The organism is Nocardia sp. NBC_00881, from assembly GCF_045207455.1.
Taxonomy (GTDB): domain Bacteria; phylum Actinomycetota; class Actinomycetes; order Mycobacteriales; family Mycobacteriaceae; genus Nocardia.
In genome coordinates, this window is record NZ_CP108798.1 from 7,755,791 (window position 1) to 7,775,850 (window position 20,060).

Consider the following 20,060-nt stretch of genomic DNA (forward strand, 5'->3'; position numbering starts at 1 on the left):
CGGCGCCCAGCGAATTGCTCACCAACACAACATGGTCCACCTTCGTGCCGGCAAGCATCTCATAGGTTCCCTAAGGATGGCACGCATTCCTCGGCCGGGCGGTGGCCAGCGAGCCCTAGGTATGCTGCGAAGGCTTGGTTTGGCGGGTGGCCGATAGATCGTGGGGGTGGCTAGGCGATTGGCTGAGTTCAACAGTGGTGGCGCGTTGCGGGCGGAGATCGCGGCCTTCTATGCCGGTTTCGGGCAGCCTGAGGTGCTGCAGGCGGCGTTTCGGCAGGCTGCTCTATTGGTGCCGTTGGTCGATGATGACCGCCTGTACGTCTCTCGGGTTGGGGGTGTTGATTGGATTTGCGCGTTCACCGGCGTCGAGGAGTACGCCCAGTACATGGCTGCGCGGGGTGTCGCTGGTGATCAGCAGTATCGGTATCACTCGCTGTTGGGATCGCGGCTGGCCCAGTACGCGGCTGGGCGGTCGGAGCCGACGGGTGTGGCGGTCGATATCACCGGTTCGGCGCCGATGGCGTTTCCACCGCAGGTGTCGGACGATTCCGCTGGGGACGGGAGGCAGCGGCGGTGGGAGATCAGTTGAATGTTGATCCCGCGGTGCTGCAGCAAGCTGCGGATGGGATCACCGGGGTCATCGGTGAGTTGTCGGATCTGGGTGTGGGGGAGACCGGGGCGATGGGGCGCGGGTTCTCGTTGTTGACCCTGTCGCCGATGGAGGCGGGTAAGGCGTCGGTGCAGAGCGCTTTCGAGACCTTCACCGAGCGTTGGTCGTGGGGTGTGCGGGCGCTGGTGCAGGCGGGCAACGAGATCGCGAAGACGTTGGGGTTGGCGGCGGGGCGCTATCACCTCATGGATGAGAAGTTCTCGAACACGTTCAAGGAGATGTTCACGCAGCTGACGGGGAACCCGCATCTGTCGAAGGAAGAGATCGATGCGCGGTCGTGGGCAGACACGTTGGCCGACAATCAGTTCAACCAGGTCCGCCACACCGACTACAGCGCCGAGTCGTTCCAGAATGCCTTCACCCATATCGGCACGAATGTGGAGGTGATCGAGGCGGTGGGCCCGGATGCGTTGGGGAACAGCGGTCCGATACCGGGGATTCCGCGGCATTGGAATACCGGTGCTGCCGAGCGGGCTGCGGAGATCATGAATGGTCGAGATGGGGGCGATAAGTGAGTGGTCTCGGTGATTTCGTCAACAAGGTCGGTGACGCGGTCGAGCACGGCGTCGAATCGGTCACCCAGAAGGCGGGCGAGCTCGCCGACGCTGGTTTGGACGCGGCGGCGGGGCTGGCGAGCAAGGTCGGTGCCGACGGTGTCGCGGAGAACCTCGACGACCTCGGTGACAAGATCGCAGATCTCGCCGGCGGTGAAATCAAAGAACGCGAACTCGGGCACACCACCGACCCGAAAGAACTGATCCGGGGCGAGCCCTCGGCGATCCACGACGCCGTCGAGATGTTGCAGAAGATGGGCGACTCGATCGGCAAGACCGGTGACGCCTTGCGGACAGTCAACACCGCGGACTGGACTGGGTCGGCGGCTGAGGAGTTTCACACCGAGTTCGCGAAGCAGCCGAAGCTGTGGTGGGCGGGCGCCGACGCGATGCACAAAGCTTCGGGTGTGCTCGACGGCTGGTACCACGAGGTCACTGCGGCACAGACGAAAGCAGCCGATGCGATCGCGAGATGGGAAGCGGCCGATACCGAGGAAATCACCAGGAAGAATCAGTGGAACGTACTGTCCGACGAGCAGAAGCGCAAGACACCTCTGACCGACACGTGGACCTCGATCCGGAACGAGGCTCGCGAGATCCTGCGCGGCGCACGCTCACAGCGTGATAACGCGGCGAACTCGGCTGCGGCGGCGCTGGCGGCGGCGACCGAGGCCGCCCCCACCGAGCCGCCGTTCACCGAACGCTGGTCTTCCAATGTCTCGGATCTATCGGGGGCGGTCGATCAGGCGAAGCTGAACTTCACCTCCGGATTGCTGACCAGTTTCACCGGGATCGTGCAGTTCGTGCGTCAGGTCAGCCCGATCGACGCTTACAACCTGACCCATCCGGCCGAATACTTGTCGGGGATGTCGGATCTGGGCACCGGGCTGGTGGTCGCGGCGGCTGATCCCGGGGCGACGGTGTCCTCGATCCTGTCCGGTGCGCGCAAGAACCCGTCGGAATTCCTAGGCTCGCTGACCGGTGACCTGATCACCACAGTGGGCACCGGCGGTGCCGGTGCGGCTAAACCCGCGCTGTCGGTGCTGGACAAGATCGGTGACGTCTCGAAGGTCAGCAAGACCACCCATGCCGTAACCAGCGCAGCCGAACACGTCCCACACACGACACCGCATACCCCGAGCAGCACCTCCGCGACCCACACCCCCTCGTCGGCCCCGCACGAACCGGGCACACCAGCGAGCACACACCCGACAACGGAAGCACCATCACCAACCTCGACCGGCAGCGAGCCGGGCACTCCGACCGGAACCCATCCGAGCACCACCGAGCCGGGCACACAACCACACGCGACAACCGAGTCGCCGACGCAACCGGGAACGACCAACCCGCAATCTGAAACTTCCACGCACACATCGGACTCCGGCACACGAGGGCCCGACAACAACGCACCGGGGCACACTCAGCCGGACACGCCCCAGCAGGCGCACCCCGAACAGGCGCCGCCCGACTCGCACCCCAGCGGTAAACATCCCGGCGACACGCCCCAAACATCGCATCAGCAGCCCTCCGCCACACCTGCGGTTCGGCCGGATACCGAGGTGTCCTCGGGGCCGAACCCGAGCTACGACACATCCGGCCACCACCCCAACCCAGACTCCAGCCCGCCTGTTCACACCGATTCACCCGACACCCCAACAGATCATGGTGACGGCAGTCCGCATCAAACCCACGACGGGACAGAACCCACACACTCGGACAGGGACGGCACGAATCCCAATGGACACGACAATCCCGCCCAGGAAAACCAACCGGTCCATCATGATTCACCCCAGGAGCACCCGACTCCGCAGGAGCGTGCCGACGCTGATCAAGGCGCCGGTGACACCGCCCGTGAGAACGGTGCGGATAACGACCGCACCGGGGGTGAGAAAACCTGCTCCGAAGATCCCGTCGATATCGCGACCGGCGAATTTTTGCTCCCTGAAATTGATGTCAACCTTCCCGGTGTCCTTGCACTAACTCTGCGGCGCACGCATCGCTCGAACTACCGGTACGGCCGCTGGTTCGGCCCCTCGTGGTCGACCACCCTGGACATGCGTCTGGTCGTCGAGCACGAAGGAGTCACCTTCCTCGGTGAGGACGGCATCATGCTGGCCTACCCGCACGCCGAGGTCGGTGCCGCTACCGAACCGGTGACCGGTGGACAGGCGTGGACGCTGACCCGAACCGAGGTCGGCGGTTATCGCATCTGGGATCGACAGCGGGAAATACTCTGGCATTTCGCGCCCGAAACGACTCTCGATGGCATCGAGTCGCGCCTGGGCAACTACGCCATCTCCGCGATCACCGACCGCCACCGCAACCGGATCCGCTTCCATTACCACACCGACGGCGCACCGGTCGAGGTGTCACACTCTGGCGGATACCGAGTACGCATCGACACCGCCGCGGGGCGCGTCACCGGATTGTGCATACTCGACACAGATTCCGATGGCGCCGAAACTCGAACTCGAATAAGGAAATTCGGTTACGAGGCGGGCCAGCTGTCAACTGTTGCAAACGCTATCGGCGCTACCACCAGCTACACCTACGATGACGAACATCGGCTGAGGTCCTGGACCGATTCCAACGGCAACCAGATGGTCAACACCTACGACGAATCCGGCCGTGTCATCTTCCAGCGCGGAACCGCCGGGATCCTGGACACCGACTTCGACTACCTCGAATTCCCCGACGGAACTGGCCGTCTCACCACGGTCACCGACTGCCTCGGAGCCACCACATCCCACGGCTTCGATCGAGACTTTCGCCTGCGCGACCTCGTCGACCCCGCCGGTGGCCGCACTCATACCGATTACAACGCCGACCGCAAACCACTGAAGGTCACGGCGCCGGACGGGACGGTGACCCGATACCGGTACACCGGCGAGGGCGACATCGCCGAAATCATCCGCCCGGACGGCCGCACCGTCGAAATCGAGTACATCTGGCGCAACCGGCCAACCCGAGTCACTGACGCCGACGGTACTGCGCGACAACAAGAATGGGACAAGGCAGGCAACCTCGCCGCCGTTATCGACCCGACAGGAGCCAGGACCGAGTACACCTACCACCCCAACGGTGCGATCGCAGAGATCATCAGTGCGGTCGACACACGCACCTGCATCGAAGTCGACGCCGCAGGCCTGGCCGTGCAGGTTACCGACCCATCCGGGGCAATCACACGCATCGAGCGAGACTGCTGTGGCCGCCCGATTCGAGTCACCGACCCGCTGGATGCCCAGACTCACTATCAATGGGATCCTGACGGAAAACTGCTGCGCCGGGTTGACCCGGACGGGTATGCCGAGTCGTGGACCTACGACGGCGAAGGCAACCCTCTCACTCATACCGACCGCGCAGGCAACCTCATCCGCTTCACCTATGGCGCCTTCGACCTACTGCACTCCCGCACCGATCCCGACGGCGCCACCACCCGCTACATATGGGATAGCCAGCGTCGTCTCACCAACGTCATCAACCCCCTCGGTCAGACTTGGACCTACGGCTACGACCCAGCCGGGCGCCTGATCACCCAGACCGACTACACCGGCGCCACCACCCGATACACCCACGACGCCGCCGGACGAGTCACCTCGATCACACCGGCCACCGGCGTCACCCGCCACCATACTCATGACATCCTTGGCCGCCTCACCGCGGTTATCACCGACACCGGCGACTGGATCAGATACACTCACGACCTCGGCGGACGAGTCCTGACCGCAGTCTCGGGATTAGACGAAGATCCCACCCACACCCTCGAATTCACCTACACCGCCACCGGCCAACTCGCCTCACAACAACTCGACGACCAACCGGCGATGCGCCACGACCACGACCACTCCGGTCGCCTCATCCGTCGCACCACCCCCGCCGGCGCCACCACGGGCTGGGACTACGACAGCACCGGCAAAGTCCGCGGCCTTACCACCGACGGACACAAACTCGCCTTCCACTACGACCCGATCGGGCGCCTCAACAGCTGGCGTGTCGGCGAAATCGCTATCAGCCGAACGCTTTCCGATATCGGCCGCGTTACCAGCCAGCAGGTAATCGCCCACCCCGCCACATCACTGAACCTCGACACCGGACCGCGCCTCACCCCCCGGACACTCCGTCACGACGAATACGCCTACCGACCCGACGGCTACCTCGTCAACCACACCCTCACTCGCCCCGACACCAATTCTGTGGTGAGCGATTACATCCTCGACCCTGCCGGGCGCGTCACATCGATCACCCGCAACAGCATGCTTGCCGAGCAATACACCTACGACCCACTCAGCAACATCACCAGCGCATGGCCGACCCTGGATAACTCGCTTGACACAGATGGCGGGAAAACCGCGACCTTGCTTGCCTCCCGGCACAGTTCCCACAGAGCGCAACACGAACCCAATCATCGCCGCGAATACCGCGACAACTTGCTCATCCGCGACGGCCGAACCCGCTTCCACTATGACGAGGCCGGTCGTCTCATCCGTAAGACCACTACTCGCCTGTCCCGCAAACCTGACGTCTGGCACTACCGCTACAACTCTTTCGACCAGCTCGTCGACGTCTGGACCCCTGACCATCAATGGTGGCGATACACCTACGACGCACTTGGGCGCCGCACGACCAAGCTGCGCTTGGCCACCAACGGAACCGTCCTCGAATGTACCCACTACACCTGGGACGATACCCATCTGATCGAACAGACCACCGCCGATTCGGTGACCCGTTGGCATTACCATCCGGATTCGTACACCCCGATCACCCAGGCCACTGACCAAGAAACAGTGGATCGCCAGTTCTACGCAATCGTCACGGACCTCGCAGGCGCTCCCGTCGAAGTTGTCAACCCACACGCCGCAACCACTGCGGCCATCGCCACTGTCGGACTTTGGGGTAACTCGATCTGGAACGGCGACGTCACCACACTTCTGCGTTTTCCTGGCCAGCAACACGATTCTGAAACCGGTCTGCACTACAATCTGAACCGTATCTACGACCCCGCTACCGGTCGCTATTTGACACAGGACCCGCTGGGGTTGCTACCGGCCTCGAACCCGAGCATTTACCCTCACAACCCCACAACCTGGGTCGACCCACTCGGTCTTGTCCCACAGCCGTGCAATGTAGAGGTCGGCGGCGGTGCGTCTCTTGACAACATAAGTGTCAGTGATGCCCAGCGTATTCAAAATGCGGCAGACAAGATCGGGCAGCCGATAAGTCTGGTTGGCAGTCGGGCCGAGGGGACCGCACATGCATTTTCCGACTGGGACTACATCGTCGAAGATTTTAACAACAAGATCAGAAAGAAGATCTATAACTCACTTCCGGTTGGGCCGGCCGAGCTGGGATACGGCCGAAGATTCGACATCCTAAGAGGTCCAGTCGACATGAGCAGGCCATATATAACCTTCTACCCAAGGTAGTGAAAGTGGATATCGAACTTCAAGAGTTAGCGAATCGCGGGAACATTCGATTGGTTCGTGATTCTAATCGAAAATTCCCAGGGTTATTGGTACAAGGCGATACCCTGAAATCTCTCCTAGAGACCGTTGAGGAGGACTGCCCGGGGTCACTTGCCCATGAAACTCTCGTTGAATGGGTAGATCTCTACGAGTCCATGATGAGGGAGGCGGGCATCGATCTGCCATATTACCGACCGTAAGGATACTGCGAGGCGGTCGAGGGATGTGCAGAGGTGGGAATGGCGGGCTGGCCGAGGCCCGGGTTCCGAGCTGATGCCGAAAGCGGGTATCGCTGTGTCATCGGCACCCTGTCGATCCCAGGGCATGCGGAGTGGGCGGGGATTGATCCAGGTTGCGACGAGTCGAACTCGATAACGACGCCACCGGGTGCGGTTTGGCGCTACGAATGTGAACCGGACGACGCGGTACGCGTATCAGTCCGGGGTTGATCCTATGGTGGTGGCGTGGCATGGAATGTGGAGAAGCCAAGACGCAACTGGATCATCAAACCGGCCCGCGTTATCGAATATGCAATGACAACAGGAATCGGCGGTCGGGAACTGCTGAATGCAATCAGCGCGAATGAGTCGGAGTTCTGCGAAGATTCGATACGGAACTTTCAACTCCACGCCGACAGCACGTCAGCGGCGTTCCACACCAGGTCGACGGTATCGGCGATGGTGCGTTCGATATCGGTCAAGGACACCACGACCAGTGCTGTTTCGCGCGGGGCAAAGCCTGGCACATTGGCGACCCCGCGAGTCAGTTCGGCTAGGTCGTGGCGGTCGAACGGGGTAGCGAGCCATTTGATCGATCCGGCGAAGATCACCCGATTGGCAACGGGGGAGCGGTCGGCGCCGATGAGGTCTATCTCGGGGTTGAATGTGCGGTTCCACCAGCCGCCGACCGCGGTGACGCCGTTCCAGGGCAGCGTTCCCGCGAGCGCGGCCAGTTCGAGCGCGTCTCGTACGAGGGGTTCGACAGCCTTGCCGCGCCAGGAGGTCCAGCGTCGAGCGAACAATTCATAGGCCGCGTTGCCTCGCCCCCGTCGAACAAGGTCCTGAACCGAGCGCAGGGCGGCGAGGTAGAGCCGCAGGTTGCTGTCAGCGACCCGGTAGAGTGCTGGTTTCCCGGGTTTGACCGACAGTGGCTGGTCTACTGACAGCACCTGCTTGTCCGCCGAAAGTCGGTGTAGCAGGGGCGATAATGATCCGGAGGGCAATGCGCCGCTGCGGCTGCCCGCCGCGGCCGCGATGGTGGCGTGGGTGCGTTCCCCGCCGCCGATCGCTTCGAGTACGCGTCGCGCTTGGTCGGGTGCGGGAAACTCGGCCAGGAGGGTGGACTCGGGCACTCCGAACAGCGCCGCGGCGGGATCGCCGCATTCGCGTCGGATGAACTGAAGCGGCGGCAGTCCATGCGGCCAGCTACGCAAGATGCCTGGCAGCCCGCCGGTGATCAAATGTGCGTCGATGCTCTGGGCTGCGTCGAGTCCGAGAGCGCGACCGACTTCGGCTGGGTTGAGCGGATCGAGTACGAGGTTGTCGGCTCGCCCATAGAACGGGCGATCGTAGGCGGTGAGTCGTTCCATCATGTGGATGTCACTGCCCAGCAGTAGCAGAAAGACCGGGCGGTGCTGCAGCAACCTGTCCCACGCCGTTTGCAACGCGCCGTCGAAGACCGTGTCTTGTTCTGCTAGCCAAGGCAATTCGTCGATCACGACGATGGCCGGAGTATTACCGAGCGAGGCCGCCAACAGTCGGAATGTGTCGGTCCAGCCGCCGCCGATGCCCTCAGGGAGGGTCTCGGGATCGGGTGCGATCCCGGATCTCTTCAACTCCGCCAGGAAAATCGCGAGTGATTCGGAGACCGGCATACCTTTGGTGGCGGTGAAGTACAGGTATGGCACTTGCGCCGTGTCGCAGAACTCCTGAACCAGCCGCGATTTTCCGACCTGTCGGCGCCCTCTGATCGCAATGGCGCCGCCCCTGCGGGACTCCGCGACACGCTGCAAGCGAGCCTGCAGCAGTCCTAGCTCGACACTCCGGCCGACGAACCCTGATGTCACTGCCCGCTCCTGAGACGAGTCTATGTAGATAGAATCTATATAGATTCAATCTACATTACGCGTGCCGGTGTGCCGGTGCTGTCGTCATTGCCCTCCCTTGCGCTGTCGCTTCAGTTAGCTACAAAATGTAGACTACAAAATGTAGCTTAATGTGCGATCGAGAGGAAACCACAGTGGAACAGTCGAAACCAGTGCTGATCATGGGCGGTTCGGGCCAGGCAGGCGCGAACACCGCCACCATCCTGCGCCGGTGGCACCCAACACTGCCGCTGACAATCGCGGGCCGCGATCTCGATCGCGCGCAGCGCGTCGCCGACGAACTCGGCGCCGCGACGGCCGTGACCATTGATCTACGGCGCCGCGATCTCGGGCTCCCGGCTGACCACAACTACTCGGCGGTCGTGGCGGCACTGTGGGACAACCGCCTGAACGGGCTGCGCTATGCACAGCACCACGGGTTGCCCTATCTGAGTATCTCCAGCGGTTTGCTGGATATCGCACCGGAGGTCGTCGCGAGCGGCCAGCGGGCAGGTGCCGCGCCGATCCTGGTGGCCAGCCACTGTTTCGCCGGTATCCTCGTCCTCGCGACATTGGACTCGGCCAGGGAGTTCGACCGGATCGACACCATCCGGATCAGCGCCGTACTGGATGAAACCGACACCGGCGGGCCCGCGGGGATAGCGGATATGCAGCGCCTGGCGGCAGCACCCTCCGGGGGACTTGTCCGCCGCGACGGCGTCTTCACCTGGGTCACCGGCCCCGAAGCTCAGGTGGGCGTGCCTAGTGTCGACGGCACCGTCCTGCCCGGCCAGATTCTCGCCTTCCTCGACGTCCCGAGCCTGGCCCTCGCGACAGGCGCACCGAACGTCCTCTTCGAATTCGCGGTCGGTGAAACCGCGAGCAGACGCCGCGGCGAACCCGCTTCTACCGAGGTCAGGATCGACCTCGAAGGAACTGATCCCACGGGTGCCCCGCTCAGCACGAGCTGCTCCCTCGTCCACCCGGCGGGGCAGCGCCCCTTGACCGCACTCGGCGTCGCCCTCGGCGTCGAACGATTGCTCGGTCTGCGCGGCGAAGCCGTGGCGCCGGGCATCCACACCCCGGAGGCATTACTCGACCCGGCCTATGTCGTAGAGCGGATGGTAGAGATCGGCACGACGTTCGTCGGCGCACGAGGCGGCAGCTGAACGCCCTGACGAGGTGACTGTAATGACATGCTGCTCGAATTGAATTCATGCTGACGGCCGGGATCTCGCCGCCCCGCGACGTCGGACGAGTAGCGTCCGGTCCCGGCATCACGAACATGCCGGAATGCCGTGGCGCAGTCTGGAGTAGTCAACGGACGGGAAAGAGGTTCGAGCACAGCAAGTCGCCGGTTCATCGGCGAGGTGGTGCGGGTCGGGAGAAGCTGCGACCAGGTTGGACGTACCAGTTCGACCCCGGTTTGTCCGTTTCGGGGCCCGAACGACACGGAAACGGGTTGCGCCGGCGTATGGCCGTTCGGGTGATGACAACCGTGGTCGCGCGCGAGACGTGGTCAGGCGACGGTGACGCCGTCCGGAGATAGGTGACCAGGCTCACGATCTGGTATCGACAGCTCATGGGAAAGGCTGCTGAACAGCAAGTTCCGAGTAGGGTGCGTGGTCTATCAGCGGGAAAACCGGGTGATTTGTGTCGGTGCCGACCGGAATACTGACCCGCGCCCGATGAGTTCGATCAGCCGACGCCGTCTCAACCGCTGTGGCGCCGGGACGCGATCCGGTGACTCGGCAACGGGCCACACACTCCTGCCAACGTCCATACTCCGGAGGTATCCGATGTCCGCCGAACCATCCGCTCCCGCCTCGGGAGGACGGACACCGACCGTCATCCGGGTCTTGGTGCTCGCGACTTTCGTGGTGATCCTGAACGAGACCATCATGATCAACGCGATCCCGCGACTCATGGAGGATCTCGCGGTCACCGAGCGGGCGGCGCAATGGGTGTCCACCGCATTCATGCTGACGATGGCGGCGATCATCCCGACCACCGGCTGGTTTCTGCAGCGCGTGTCGACCCGGCAGGCTTACGCCGTGGCGATGGGGGTCTTCCTGGCCGGTACCGCGCTGTCGTCGGTCGCGCCGTCGTTCGCGGTGCTGCTACTCGGACGGATCATCCAGGCCGGCGGCACCGCGGTGATGATGCCGCTGCTGATGACCACACTGATGACGGTGGTGCCCGAGCATGACCGCGGCAGGGTGATGGGCAATGTCACCCTGGCCATATCGGTGGCACCCGCGATGGGGCCGGTGATCTCCGGAGTGGTGCTGCAGATCGGTTCGTGGCGTTGGCTTTTCGTGCTGGTGCTGCCGATTGCAGGGGTGATCACCTGGCTGGGCCTGCGCCAGCTCGAGAACGTCGGTGAACCACAAGCCGGGGGAATCGACTCGGCAAGCGTGGCACTGGCCGCGCTCGGGTTCGGTGGGCTGGTGTTCGGGCTCAGCCGGTTCGAGAGTGGCAACCTCACCAGCCCGGCGCTGATCGTTGCCGCGGGCTCGGCCCTCATCGCCGCGTTCGTGCTCCGTCAGTTGCGGCTGCAGCGCACCGGCACTCCGTTGCTGGATCTGCGGGTCCTGCTGTCCGGCATCTACACGAAGGCGCTGGTTCTGATGTCGGTCGCGTTCATGGCGATGCTCGGGTCGATGATCCTGCTGCCGTTGTACCTGCAGAACCTGCGTGGTCTGAGCCCATTGCAGACCGGCTTGCTGGTAATGCCGGGTGGGTTGGCGATGGGTCTGCTCGGACCTACCATTGGGCGCTTGTTCGACCGGTTCGGCGGACGCTTGCTGGTGATTCCAGGGTCGATCGGGATCGCCGCGTCGCTGGCCGGGTTCACCCAGATCTCCATGACCATGCCGTACTGGCAGCTGCTGGCCCTGCATATTCTGCTGATGGTGTCGCTGGCCGCGACCTTCACCCCGGTCTTCACTCTCGGCCTCGGCGCGCTTCCGCAGCACCTGTATTCGCACGGCAGTTCCATGCTCGGCACCCTGCAGCAGGTCGCCGCGGCTTTCGGTACCGCCCTGGTGGTGACGGTGATGTCGGCCCGCAGCACCACGCTCGTCGCCGATGGCGCCGATCCCGTCACCGCTCACCTCGATGGCATGCGCCTGGCCTTCCTCGTCTCCGCGGCCTTGGCGCTGATCGTGATCGTCATGGCAGTGCTGTTGCCGAGCCGGGCCGTCACCCCGGAGGAAGTCGAGGAGCCCGAGACAACGACTCCCGAACTGGTCAAGGGCTGAACGGGATCGGCACGACGAAGCCCCTGGCTAGATCGAACGCCAGGGGCTTCGTCGCACTTTCGGCCTGTGTCAGGACGGTTGCGGCCGTGATGCGATGGGCCGAACCGCGCTCGCTGGAGGCGACATCGGATTCGAACTCAGCTTTGTGGCTTCAGCCGGTGATCGGATCGGGGTGCCGTTGCCCGAGGCGGGTGCGCTGCGGCGAATCGGTTTCACCGGTCCGGTGTTTCGCGTTGCAGGTGTCAGGCCTTGCCGGTGGCGCTGCGGATGATGTCAGGCCGAGGCGGGTATCGGCCGCGGCGGTCGCCTGGAGCGCGTCTCGATATCAGCGAAATGAGCCGACATCGCCGCTTGCGCGGCCTCTGGGTCACCCGCGCGCAGCGCGTGCAGGATCAAGCGGTGTTTGGCGATGATCTCGGAGCGCTTCCAGGTGGTGGGACGTAGGTCGGCGTCGATCTGGTGGTAAACAGTCCAGAACAGATCGATGAGCTGGGTGGCGATCTCGTTGTCCACCCGCTGGTACAGCGTCAGATGGAACCGGCGATCCGTTTCGGCCAGATTCCCGGTCTCCATCTCGGCGATCGCGTCTTCGAGGTCCGCCAGGAACTGGTCATCGGCAAGCCGCGCCGCCTCGGCGATCAGCGCGACCTCCAGTATTCGGCGCACCTGGACCAGCTCCGCCAGGTCGTCGGCGTCATGCCGGACCGCCTGCTGGGCCCGGAACCGCAAGGCGGGCAACATCGCGGTCATCGGTGCATGTCCGACCACGGTGCCGTGGCCGTGCCGAATGTCGACGATTCCCAGCGTATGCAGGGCCCGCAGGGCCTCGCGCACCGAGTTGCGGCTCGCCCCTAGTTCGGCCATCAGCTGCGGTTCCGGCGGCACCACATCGCCCGGTCCCAGACCACGTTCGAGAATCAGGTTGACAACCCGCTCCTGCAGTGACATCCCTTGTGGACCTCTTCTGGCAACCATGCCGTCAACTTGTTCGTCTCAGAGGACATGGTACGACTCGGGGCTCGGCGAGCCGATCTCACCGTGGCGACGTCGGCCTTGACTCTCCTTGGTCCGCCTTCTACCGTCATGAGACATCCTACGTCCTACGACTAAGACTTCGCCTTGCGTCGGATGACGGACTTTTCAATCGTCGCCGAGCGTGCTACGGCACACCGGTTCACCCATCCAGAGGCATTGGAGCCGACTATGGCAACGACGTTTCGGGGCATCGTCCCGCCGGTGTGCACTCCGCTACTCGACAACTTCGGTGTCGACGCGCGATCTCTGTGCAGGACAGTGGATTTCCTGCTGGCGGCGGGTGTGCACGGTCTGTTCGTACTCGGTTCCACCAGCGAGGTCGCCTATCTTCCCGATCGCCATCGCGCGCTGGTGGTGGAGGCGGTGGTGGACCACGTCGCCGGACGTGTGCCGGTGCTCGTCGGATGTATCGATACGACGACGTTGCGTGTCGCCGAGCACATCGACATGGCCGGTCGAGCAGGCGCAGACGGTGTGGTGGTCACCGCGCCGTTCTATGCCCGGACCCATCCCGCCGAAATCGAGCTGCACTATCGGATGTTGCGTGACCGGACCGAGTTGCCCATCATCGCCTACGACATTCCGATCGCGGTACACAGCAAACTGGACTCGGACCTGGTGCTCCGCTTGGCCGAGGATGGGGTGCTGGCCGGAATCAAGGACTCCAGCGGTGCCGATGCCTCCTTCCGTGCTCTCGTGCTGGGCAAGCAGGATCGCAAATTGCACGACTTCGCCGTGCTCACGGGCTCGGAACTTCTGGTCGACACGATGCTCGCACTCGGTGCCGACGGAGCCGTCCCTGGGCTGGCGAACGTGGATCCGGCAGGGTTCGTCGCCGTCTACCGACACATGAGCAATGGCGATTCAGCTGCGGCGCGGTCTGAGCAGGAGCGGCTGCTGCGCCTGTTCTCGATCGTCGATGTCGGTGCACCGGACCGGATGGGCCGCGGTTCCGCCGCGTTGGGGGCCTTCAAAACCGCGATGAAGCTGCGGGGGGTGATCGGCAACGCCGTGACGGCACCACCGCAGCTTCCGCTCGATGACGGAGAGGTCGAGCAGATCGAGGCGATCCTCGCCGAAGCCGGCCTGCTGCCCTGACGAGATTCGGTGTGGACACTCCCGTGACCAGTGACGCGGAATCCGCGCGGGCCCAGGCACTTCCGTGGTATCGGCAGATCGATGTGCAGCAGTGGAAGTCATTCACGGCCGCCTGGCTCGGCTACCTGCTCGACGGTTTCGATTTCGTGCTGATCACCTTGGTGTTGACCGAAGTCGAAGAAGCCTTCGGGCTGACTACGGCCCGGGCGGCGAGCCTGGTGTCGGCCACGTTCATCTCCCGCTGGGCGGGTGGTCTCGCGCTGGGCGCGCTGGGCGACCGTTACGGCAGGCGACCGGCCATGGTGGCCTCGATCGGACTGTTCAGCGTCGGCACCCTCGGCTGCGGGCTGGCGCCGTCGTTCGGTGTGTTGTTCGTCGCGCGGCTGATCATCGGGCTCGGGATGGCCGGAGAGTACGGCGCCAGCTCCACCTATGTGATCGAGTCCTGGCCGACGCAGCTGCGGAACAAGGCAAGTGGGTTCCTGATTTCCGGCTATTCGATCGGAACTGTCGTGGCGGCCGGTGCCTACGCCCTCGTGGTTCCCGTCTTCGGCTGGCGCGCGTTGTTCCTGATCGGAGTCGCGCCGATCATTGTCGCCGTCTGGTTGCGGCGCAGTCTGCCCGAGTCACGAGATTGGGAAGTCACAGTCGTTCCGCGAGAGTCGTCATCGGCGTTGCATGTGCTGTTTCGTGGAGGTAGGGCGGTGGTGAATGCCGTGCTCGCCGCAGTGGCGTTCGCCGCACTGTTGCTGATATTCACCAATGCGGTGCACGGCGTTGTGGTGGCTGTACTCGCGGTAGCGGCCGCACTGGTCTTCGTGTCATACACGGTGCAGATCAATGGTGTCCGCTGGCCGACCGCGGTCACCTTGATGGTCACCGTATTCGCCGCGTTCCTATACTCGTGGCCGATCCAGGCACTACTGCCCACGTACCTGAAGAGCGATCTCGGATACAGCCCTGGCCACGCCAGTACGGTGTTGTTCTTCGCCGGATTCGGTACGGCTGTGGGCTGTTGCGTTGCCGGATTCGCTGGTGACCGGTTCGGGACGGCGCGGGCATACTGGGTGAGCCTGGCGCTGTCGCAGCTGCTGATTTTCCCTGTCTTCGCTGTCGGCGGCGCGAGTCTGGTCCTGCTCGGCGTTCTGCTGTTTATCCAGCAGATGTTCGGCCAGGGGATTTCCGGCCTGCTACCGAAATGGATCGGCGGATACTTCGCCGTTCGCGAGCGCGCCGCGGGCTTGGGGTTGACCTACAACGTCGGGGCCCTCGGCGGAGCGGTGGCACCGGCCCTCGGCGTGGCTTTGACCGAGCGCATCAGCCTTGGTACCGCGCTGGCGATGTTGTCATTCGGGTTGACGCTCGTGGTCATGATGCTCATTGCGGCCGACGCCCCGACCCGCGTACAACGATGGTTGGGGCCAGATGCTGTGTGGGTCGGAGACACCACCGACGGCAGCACGCGCGGTGTGGCTCCCGCCCAGTCGGATCCCAAGTGACCACTTCGGCGAATCGAACCAGTGCGTCGGCTATCGGGCCGGGATCGGATCAACGTGTTGTTCCTGCGCACTTGCCCGACTTCTACGGTGTCGCGCAGGCCGATCCCCAACGGGGAAGGGCAAATTAGAGGTGCCCGGCCAGGACGGCATCGGCGCCTCCGTGCTCGGGGCCGGCAGAGCTTGGCGGTCGGTCACGGCTCCACCTGCCATGGGTTGTGTATTCGGTGCTTGTGGTTCCAGCGCCCCGGGTCGGCCTCCAGCGCGGAGCGGTCCCAATGGCCGAGTTCGGCGGCGGACTCATATGTCGTGTCAAGGAACTCTAGTAGCGCCCGCTCCGGCGCTTCGGCGGTCCGGACCGCCTCGTACGGCAGGAGGAACTGCCGGTGGTCTCGGCTGTAGAAGGCTTCTCGCGGGCCGATGCGGTAGTCGGCGAATCCCTCGGGCTCCGGATACGCGTAGGCGTAGAAGGCACCTTCGGCCCCGCCACCAGGCCAGAATCCACAGCTGCTCAGTTCATGGGAGTAGCCCTCCACCATGACCCAGTCGCCACAATTCGGGGCACCACCCGGGTGCCGCGGCGCTGTCCGCCCGGAGAATCTGGTGCACGCGAGATCCATCGCTCCCCAGAAGAAGTGCACTGGGCTCACTTTGCCGGTGAAGCGCGATCGGAACTCGTGCAAGATGCGGTCGGCGGCGACCAGTTGTTGCCAGAACAAGTTGGCGGCCGCGGCATCGTAGGATCGATGCTCGTGGTCCTCGGCGAACGGGATCGCCGGATCAACCTCATTGGGTTTGGCTTGGATCTGCACAGGAATTCCCAGCTCGCCTAGGGCGCTGATAGTTTCGGCATAGAAATCGGCTACCGGCTTGGGTTCGAGCGCAACCTGCCGGGTCCGGCCATCGCTGGATCGGATGTGCAACCTGTGGTCGACGAAGTCGAACTCGATGTCGAATGAGCCCGCAGAGTGCGGAATGGCAGAAGTGGTCAGTCCCCGCGGGCTGACGTAGAGGGTGACTTGCCACCAGTGGTTGACCAGCGGAGCCCGGGAAAGTCTGATTTTGCCGACGATCTGCGTCCACATATGCAGGGTTTCGCGCGTGGGAGTCCAGTCATCGACGCGCAATGCCGGCCACGTCCGCAGTCGACGCGTGGGCTCAGTGCCTGTCACTGCTGTACCCCCAATCTTGGGAACTTCAAGAGGCCTTGGTGTCAGGTCATCGCGCGGATACTGCGGACGTTATAGCGAATGATTGGCGGGCAACGAATTCCACCAGGGGGAACGATGGCGGCCCGGCGGCGGCAAATCGCCGCCGACCGGGAACGGGTCGTACCCCCCTACCGCCGCATCGGAAACTAGACGTCCTTGCCACTCTGGTGCGCGCTCTGGCGCGCCTCGTCGAGATCGGCTTCCCCGCGTGCCTTTTCGGCCTCCGCTTCCTTCTGCGCCGCGTCACGCTGGGATTCGGCCTTGTCCTGCTGCGCGCGCCCCTCCTTTTTCAGGTCTTCGTCGCCGGTGACGACGCCCGCAGCCTCCTTCGTCTTGCCCTTGATGTCCTCGACGACACCCTCGACAGCTTCCCGAGGTCCGCTCTGATGCTCCGGCATGACATTCCTCCGAATCGTTTGTCGGCTGACACCGACCGCATACCCCGGTCCGAAAGGCCCAATCAAGCTGTGACCTGGCCAACTCGCCGGGCCGCCCCGCCATCCGGCGGTCCTTCGACAACCGTCGGTCAGCAGAATGCGCATCGGCATCAGATTCGTGCGAGGCGAGACGGGCGGGTGCTCCCCGGAAAGTCGCGTGCCACGGCCCGGGCTGTCACGCTTTCGTCAGGTCTGTGCCGATAGGGCGGCCGCGGCCGGCTCGGAGCGCGATTCGGCAGGTCAGCACGGTGGCGCTGACTGCGCGACGCAGGGTGACTGCAAGTCGGAGGCAGCCGCGCAGGGCGCGCCGCCACTGGGCGTGGTTACCGCAGCTGTGTGATCCTTCTCGGCATCGGTCAGCTGTCGAAGAACTTGTGCGGGATGCCCGCCGTCAGACCGCCGTCGATGACGAACTCGGCGCCGGTGGAGTACGACGATTCGTCGCTGGCCAGAAAGGTCACCAAGGCGGAGACCTCGGACGGGTCGGCCGCGCGGCCGAGCGGGATCTGCAGGAAGTCCTCGGGGATGTTCTCGGTCATCGGGGTGCGGATCAGGCCGGGGTGGACCGAGTTCACCCGAATCTTGTGCTGCGCCAACTCCAGTGCCGTGGACTTGGTGAGCCCGCGCACGGCGAACTTGGTGGCCACGTAGCCGTGCAGCCCGGGGCTGCCGCGCATGCCCTCGACGGAGGAGATGTTGATGATCGAGCCGCCGCCCGCCTCGATCATGGCGGGCGTCGCGGCCTGCATGCCGAGGAACGTGCCGGTCAGGTTGATGTCGACGATCCGCTGCCATTCGGCGAGCTCGAAGGCGACCAGCGTGTTGCCGTTGGCGATGCCCGCGTTGTTCACCAGCACGTTCAGCCAGCCGAAGCGCCGCACGGCTTCGGTAACGGCAGCGTGCCACTGCTCCGGCTCACGCACGTCGAGGTGCAGGTAAGCGGCGTTGTCACCCAGTTCCTCGGCGACCGCGGCACCCTCGTCGTCGAGCACATCGCCCACTACCACGCGCGCGTCCTCGGCGACCAGCGCCTTGGCGTGCGCGGCGCCCATGCCGCGCGCTCCGCCGCTGATCAACGCCACCTTGCCGGTCAACCGACCCATGGCGGTACCTCCGTCTCTCCGAAATCGTCCGCAACACGTTACAGAAATGCGCCGCTGCGCATCCCGCGACAGTAGCTCAGGTGCGGTCGAAGCCGGTCGCCGTCCCGAGATCGACTGTGGCGACCCGAGGTCATCTGAGTCGGTTCGGTCCTGTGGCGATGGCGAAGGTGGCGCTGCGGGGAAATCCGCCGTATGAGCGGCGATCACACTGAGTTTCGTGCCGCGGACAGCAATTCGGTGACCACGCCGGGAACCGCGTCGGCCAGCTGCGCGATGTCAGGTACCAGTTCCTTGCAGGCGATGAAACCGAAATGCAGCTTGCCGTTGTTCGACAACACGGTCACGGTGAGTCCCGCGCCATGGAACACCGGCCCGAACGGGTACATGCCGTCCACGCGTATGCCGAGAAAGTACAGCGGCATCGGCGGACCGGGCACGTTGGACACGACCAGGTTGTGCACCACCGGGTGCATCTCGGCCAGTTTCAGCGACGAGTACATCCGTGCGGCGAGCCGAAAGGTGTTCGGCGGAGCGTACTTCGACCAGTCCTGCAGAAAGTCCGAGCCCATCAAGTCGTGTTCCTCTTTGGCTCCGCAATTGGCCTCGGCCACCTGGTGAAGGCGTTCCACCGGATCGGCGACGTCGGTGCCGAGCCGCACGAACAGTGTGGACACCTTGTTGATGCCCGCGGTGTGTCGCGTCGAATCATGGACCGAGACCGGCACCGACGCGATGAGCGAGCGATCCGGCAGATGGTCGTGCTTTTCCAGATAGTCGCGCAGCGCACCCGCCACGATGGTCAGCACGACGTCGTTGACCTTCACCCCGAACGCGGTACTGATCTCTTTGATCTTGTCGAGCTCGGCCTGGGTGAACGCGACGGCGCGATGCGGGGTTATCGCCAGATTGAACGGTGTGCGAGGGGCGGAGAACGGTATCGCCATGCCGGCCTTGTTGTTTCGGCGTCGCTGCGCGAGACCGGCGACCACGCCGAGGGTTTTCGGCACCATGCCGACGATCCCCATCTTCGCCGGGAACTTCATCACCGCCTGGGCCAGCAGTTGCCACTCGCTCGGCCTCGGCTCGGGCTGCCAGTCCTGGTCCGGCTCCGGCCTGGTGACGCCTGGTTCCAGGTCGCACAGGTGCATCATCATGTTGGCGGCGGTGATGCCGTCCACCGCGGCATGGTGATATTTGCAGATCACCGCGACCTCGCCGTCGGCGAGGCCCTCCACCAGGGACATCTCCCAGAGCGGGCGATCGCGGTCCATCGGGCGGCCGGCGATGTCCCCCACGAGTTCGGCGAGTTCGCGGTGTCCGGCCGGTGCGGCGATCGCGATGCGGCGGACGTGGTAGTCCAGGTCGAAATCCTGGTCCTCGATCCAGACGGGGTGGTCGAGGTGGAACGGCACCTCGACGACCCGGCGGCGCAGCTGCGGAATCAGGGATAGTCGACGACCGAGTTCGGCCTTGAATTTGTCGAACGAGTAGTCCCCTGAGGAGGGGTCCAGGATCAGCAGTCCGCACACGTGCAAGTGCTGTGTCCCGGTTTCCAGATAGAGAAAGCTGGCATCCAATCCGGTCAATCGTTCCATAGCGAAAGCCTACTGGAACGCGTTCTAATATCCGGCAGTTAGTCCTGAATTTG

14 protein-coding genes are annotated in these 20,060 nt (G+C 64.0%); 8 read left to right on the forward strand and 6 right to left on the reverse strand.

Going from position 1 to position 20,060, the window contains the following annotated elements:
• The first annotated feature begins 178 nt into the window (after positions 1-178).
• The 4 genes from OH799_RS32940 to OH799_RS32955 are packed head-to-tail and all read left to right on the forward strand — an operon-like array spanning position 179 to position 6,886.
• The gene (locus OH799_RS32940) at positions 179-589 is read left to right on the forward strand and encodes a hypothetical protein (protein WP_406272432.1); all 411 of its coding nucleotides are present in this window, start codon (positions 179-181) and stop codon (positions 587-589) included.
• Entirely contained in the window at positions 586-1,185 is a 600-nt protein-coding gene (locus OH799_RS32945) for a hypothetical protein (RefSeq protein ID WP_406272435.1), read from the forward strand. Before OH799_RS32940 ends, OH799_RS32945 begins: the two co-directional genes overlap by 4 nt.
• The gene (locus tag OH799_RS32950) at positions 1,182-6,647 is read left to right on the forward strand and encodes a putative T7SS-secreted protein (RefSeq protein ID WP_406272438.1); all 5,466 of its coding nucleotides are present in this window, start codon (positions 1,182-1,184) and stop codon (positions 6,645-6,647) included. The genes OH799_RS32945 and OH799_RS32950 overlap by 4 nt, the downstream gene beginning before the upstream one ends.
• Positions 6,648-6,652: 5 nt before the next feature.
• Complete coding sequence (locus OH799_RS32955; protein ID WP_406272441.1) at positions 6,653-6,886, forward strand: DUF6959 family protein; 234 nt, start codon at positions 6,653-6,655, stop codon at positions 6,884-6,886.
• A 419-nt stretch (positions 6,887-7,305) separates the two neighbouring features.
• On the opposite strand, the gene OH799_RS32960 is transcribed toward OH799_RS32955, so the two are convergent.
• A complete protein-coding gene (locus OH799_RS32960) occupies positions 7,306-8,751 on the reverse strand; it encodes an ATP-binding protein (RefSeq protein ID WP_406272444.1) in 1,446 nt (481 codons plus the stop codon).
• Between the two features lie 173 nt (positions 8,752-8,924).
• Here OH799_RS32960 and OH799_RS32965 point away from each other — a divergent pair, with 173 nt between their 5' ends.
• Both OH799_RS32965 and OH799_RS32970 read left to right on the forward strand, forming a co-directional pair.
• The gene (locus OH799_RS32965; protein ID WP_406272446.1) at positions 8,925-9,938 is read left to right on the forward strand and encodes a saccharopine dehydrogenase; all 1,014 of its coding nucleotides are present in this window, start codon (positions 8,925-8,927) and stop codon (positions 9,936-9,938) included.
• Between the two features lie 630 nt (positions 9,939-10,568).
• Positions 10,569-12,032, forward strand: a complete 1,464-nt coding sequence (locus tag OH799_RS32970) for an MDR family MFS transporter (RefSeq protein WP_406272449.1) — start codon at positions 10,569-10,571, stop codon at positions 12,030-12,032.
• Positions 12,033-12,305: 273 nt separating this feature from the next.
• Here the strand turns inward: OH799_RS32970 and OH799_RS32975 are convergent, their stop codons facing one another.
• Complete coding sequence (locus OH799_RS32975; RefSeq protein WP_406272451.1) at positions 12,306-12,980, reverse strand: FadR/GntR family transcriptional regulator; 675 nt, start codon at positions 12,978-12,980, stop codon at positions 12,306-12,308.
• Between the two features lie 255 nt (positions 12,981-13,235).
• On the opposite strand from OH799_RS32975, the gene OH799_RS32980 reads away from it, so the two are divergent.
• Positions 13,236-14,165 carry a dihydrodipicolinate synthase family protein gene (locus OH799_RS32980; protein WP_406282810.1) on the forward strand — a complete coding sequence of 310 codons (930 nt, stop codon included), beginning with the start codon at positions 13,236-13,238 and terminating at the stop codon, positions 14,163-14,165.
• A 23-nt stretch (positions 14,166-14,188) separates the two neighbouring features.
• Positions 14,189-15,664, forward strand: a complete 1,476-nt coding sequence (locus OH799_RS32985; RefSeq protein WP_406272454.1) for a sialate:H+ symport family MFS transporter — start codon at positions 14,189-14,191, stop codon at positions 15,662-15,664.
• A gap of 191 nt (positions 15,665-15,855) precedes the next feature.
• Here OH799_RS32985 and OH799_RS32990 read toward each other — a convergent pair whose 3' ends face one another.
• From OH799_RS32990 to OH799_RS33005, 4 genes are all read right to left on the reverse strand, one after another.
• Entirely contained in the window at positions 15,856-16,746 is an 891-nt protein-coding gene (locus tag OH799_RS32990) for a DUF5996 family protein (protein ID WP_406282813.1), read from the reverse strand.
• A 272-nt stretch (positions 16,747-17,018) separates the two neighbouring features.
• Entirely contained in the window at positions 17,019-17,270 is a 252-nt protein-coding gene (locus OH799_RS32995; protein WP_406272457.1) for a CsbD family protein, read from the reverse strand.
• Between the two features lie 395 nt (positions 17,271-17,665).
• The gene (locus tag OH799_RS33000) at positions 17,666-18,412 is read right to left on the reverse strand and encodes a glucose 1-dehydrogenase (RefSeq protein WP_406272460.1); all 747 of its coding nucleotides are present in this window, start codon (positions 18,410-18,412) and stop codon (positions 17,666-17,668) included.
• Between the two features lie 203 nt (positions 18,413-18,615).
• Positions 18,616-20,007: a WS/DGAT/MGAT family O-acyltransferase gene (locus OH799_RS33005; RefSeq protein ID WP_406272464.1), complete on the reverse strand. Its 1,392-nt coding sequence runs from the start codon at positions 20,005-20,007 to the stop codon at positions 18,616-18,618.
• Positions 20,008-20,060: the final 53 nt, after the last annotated feature.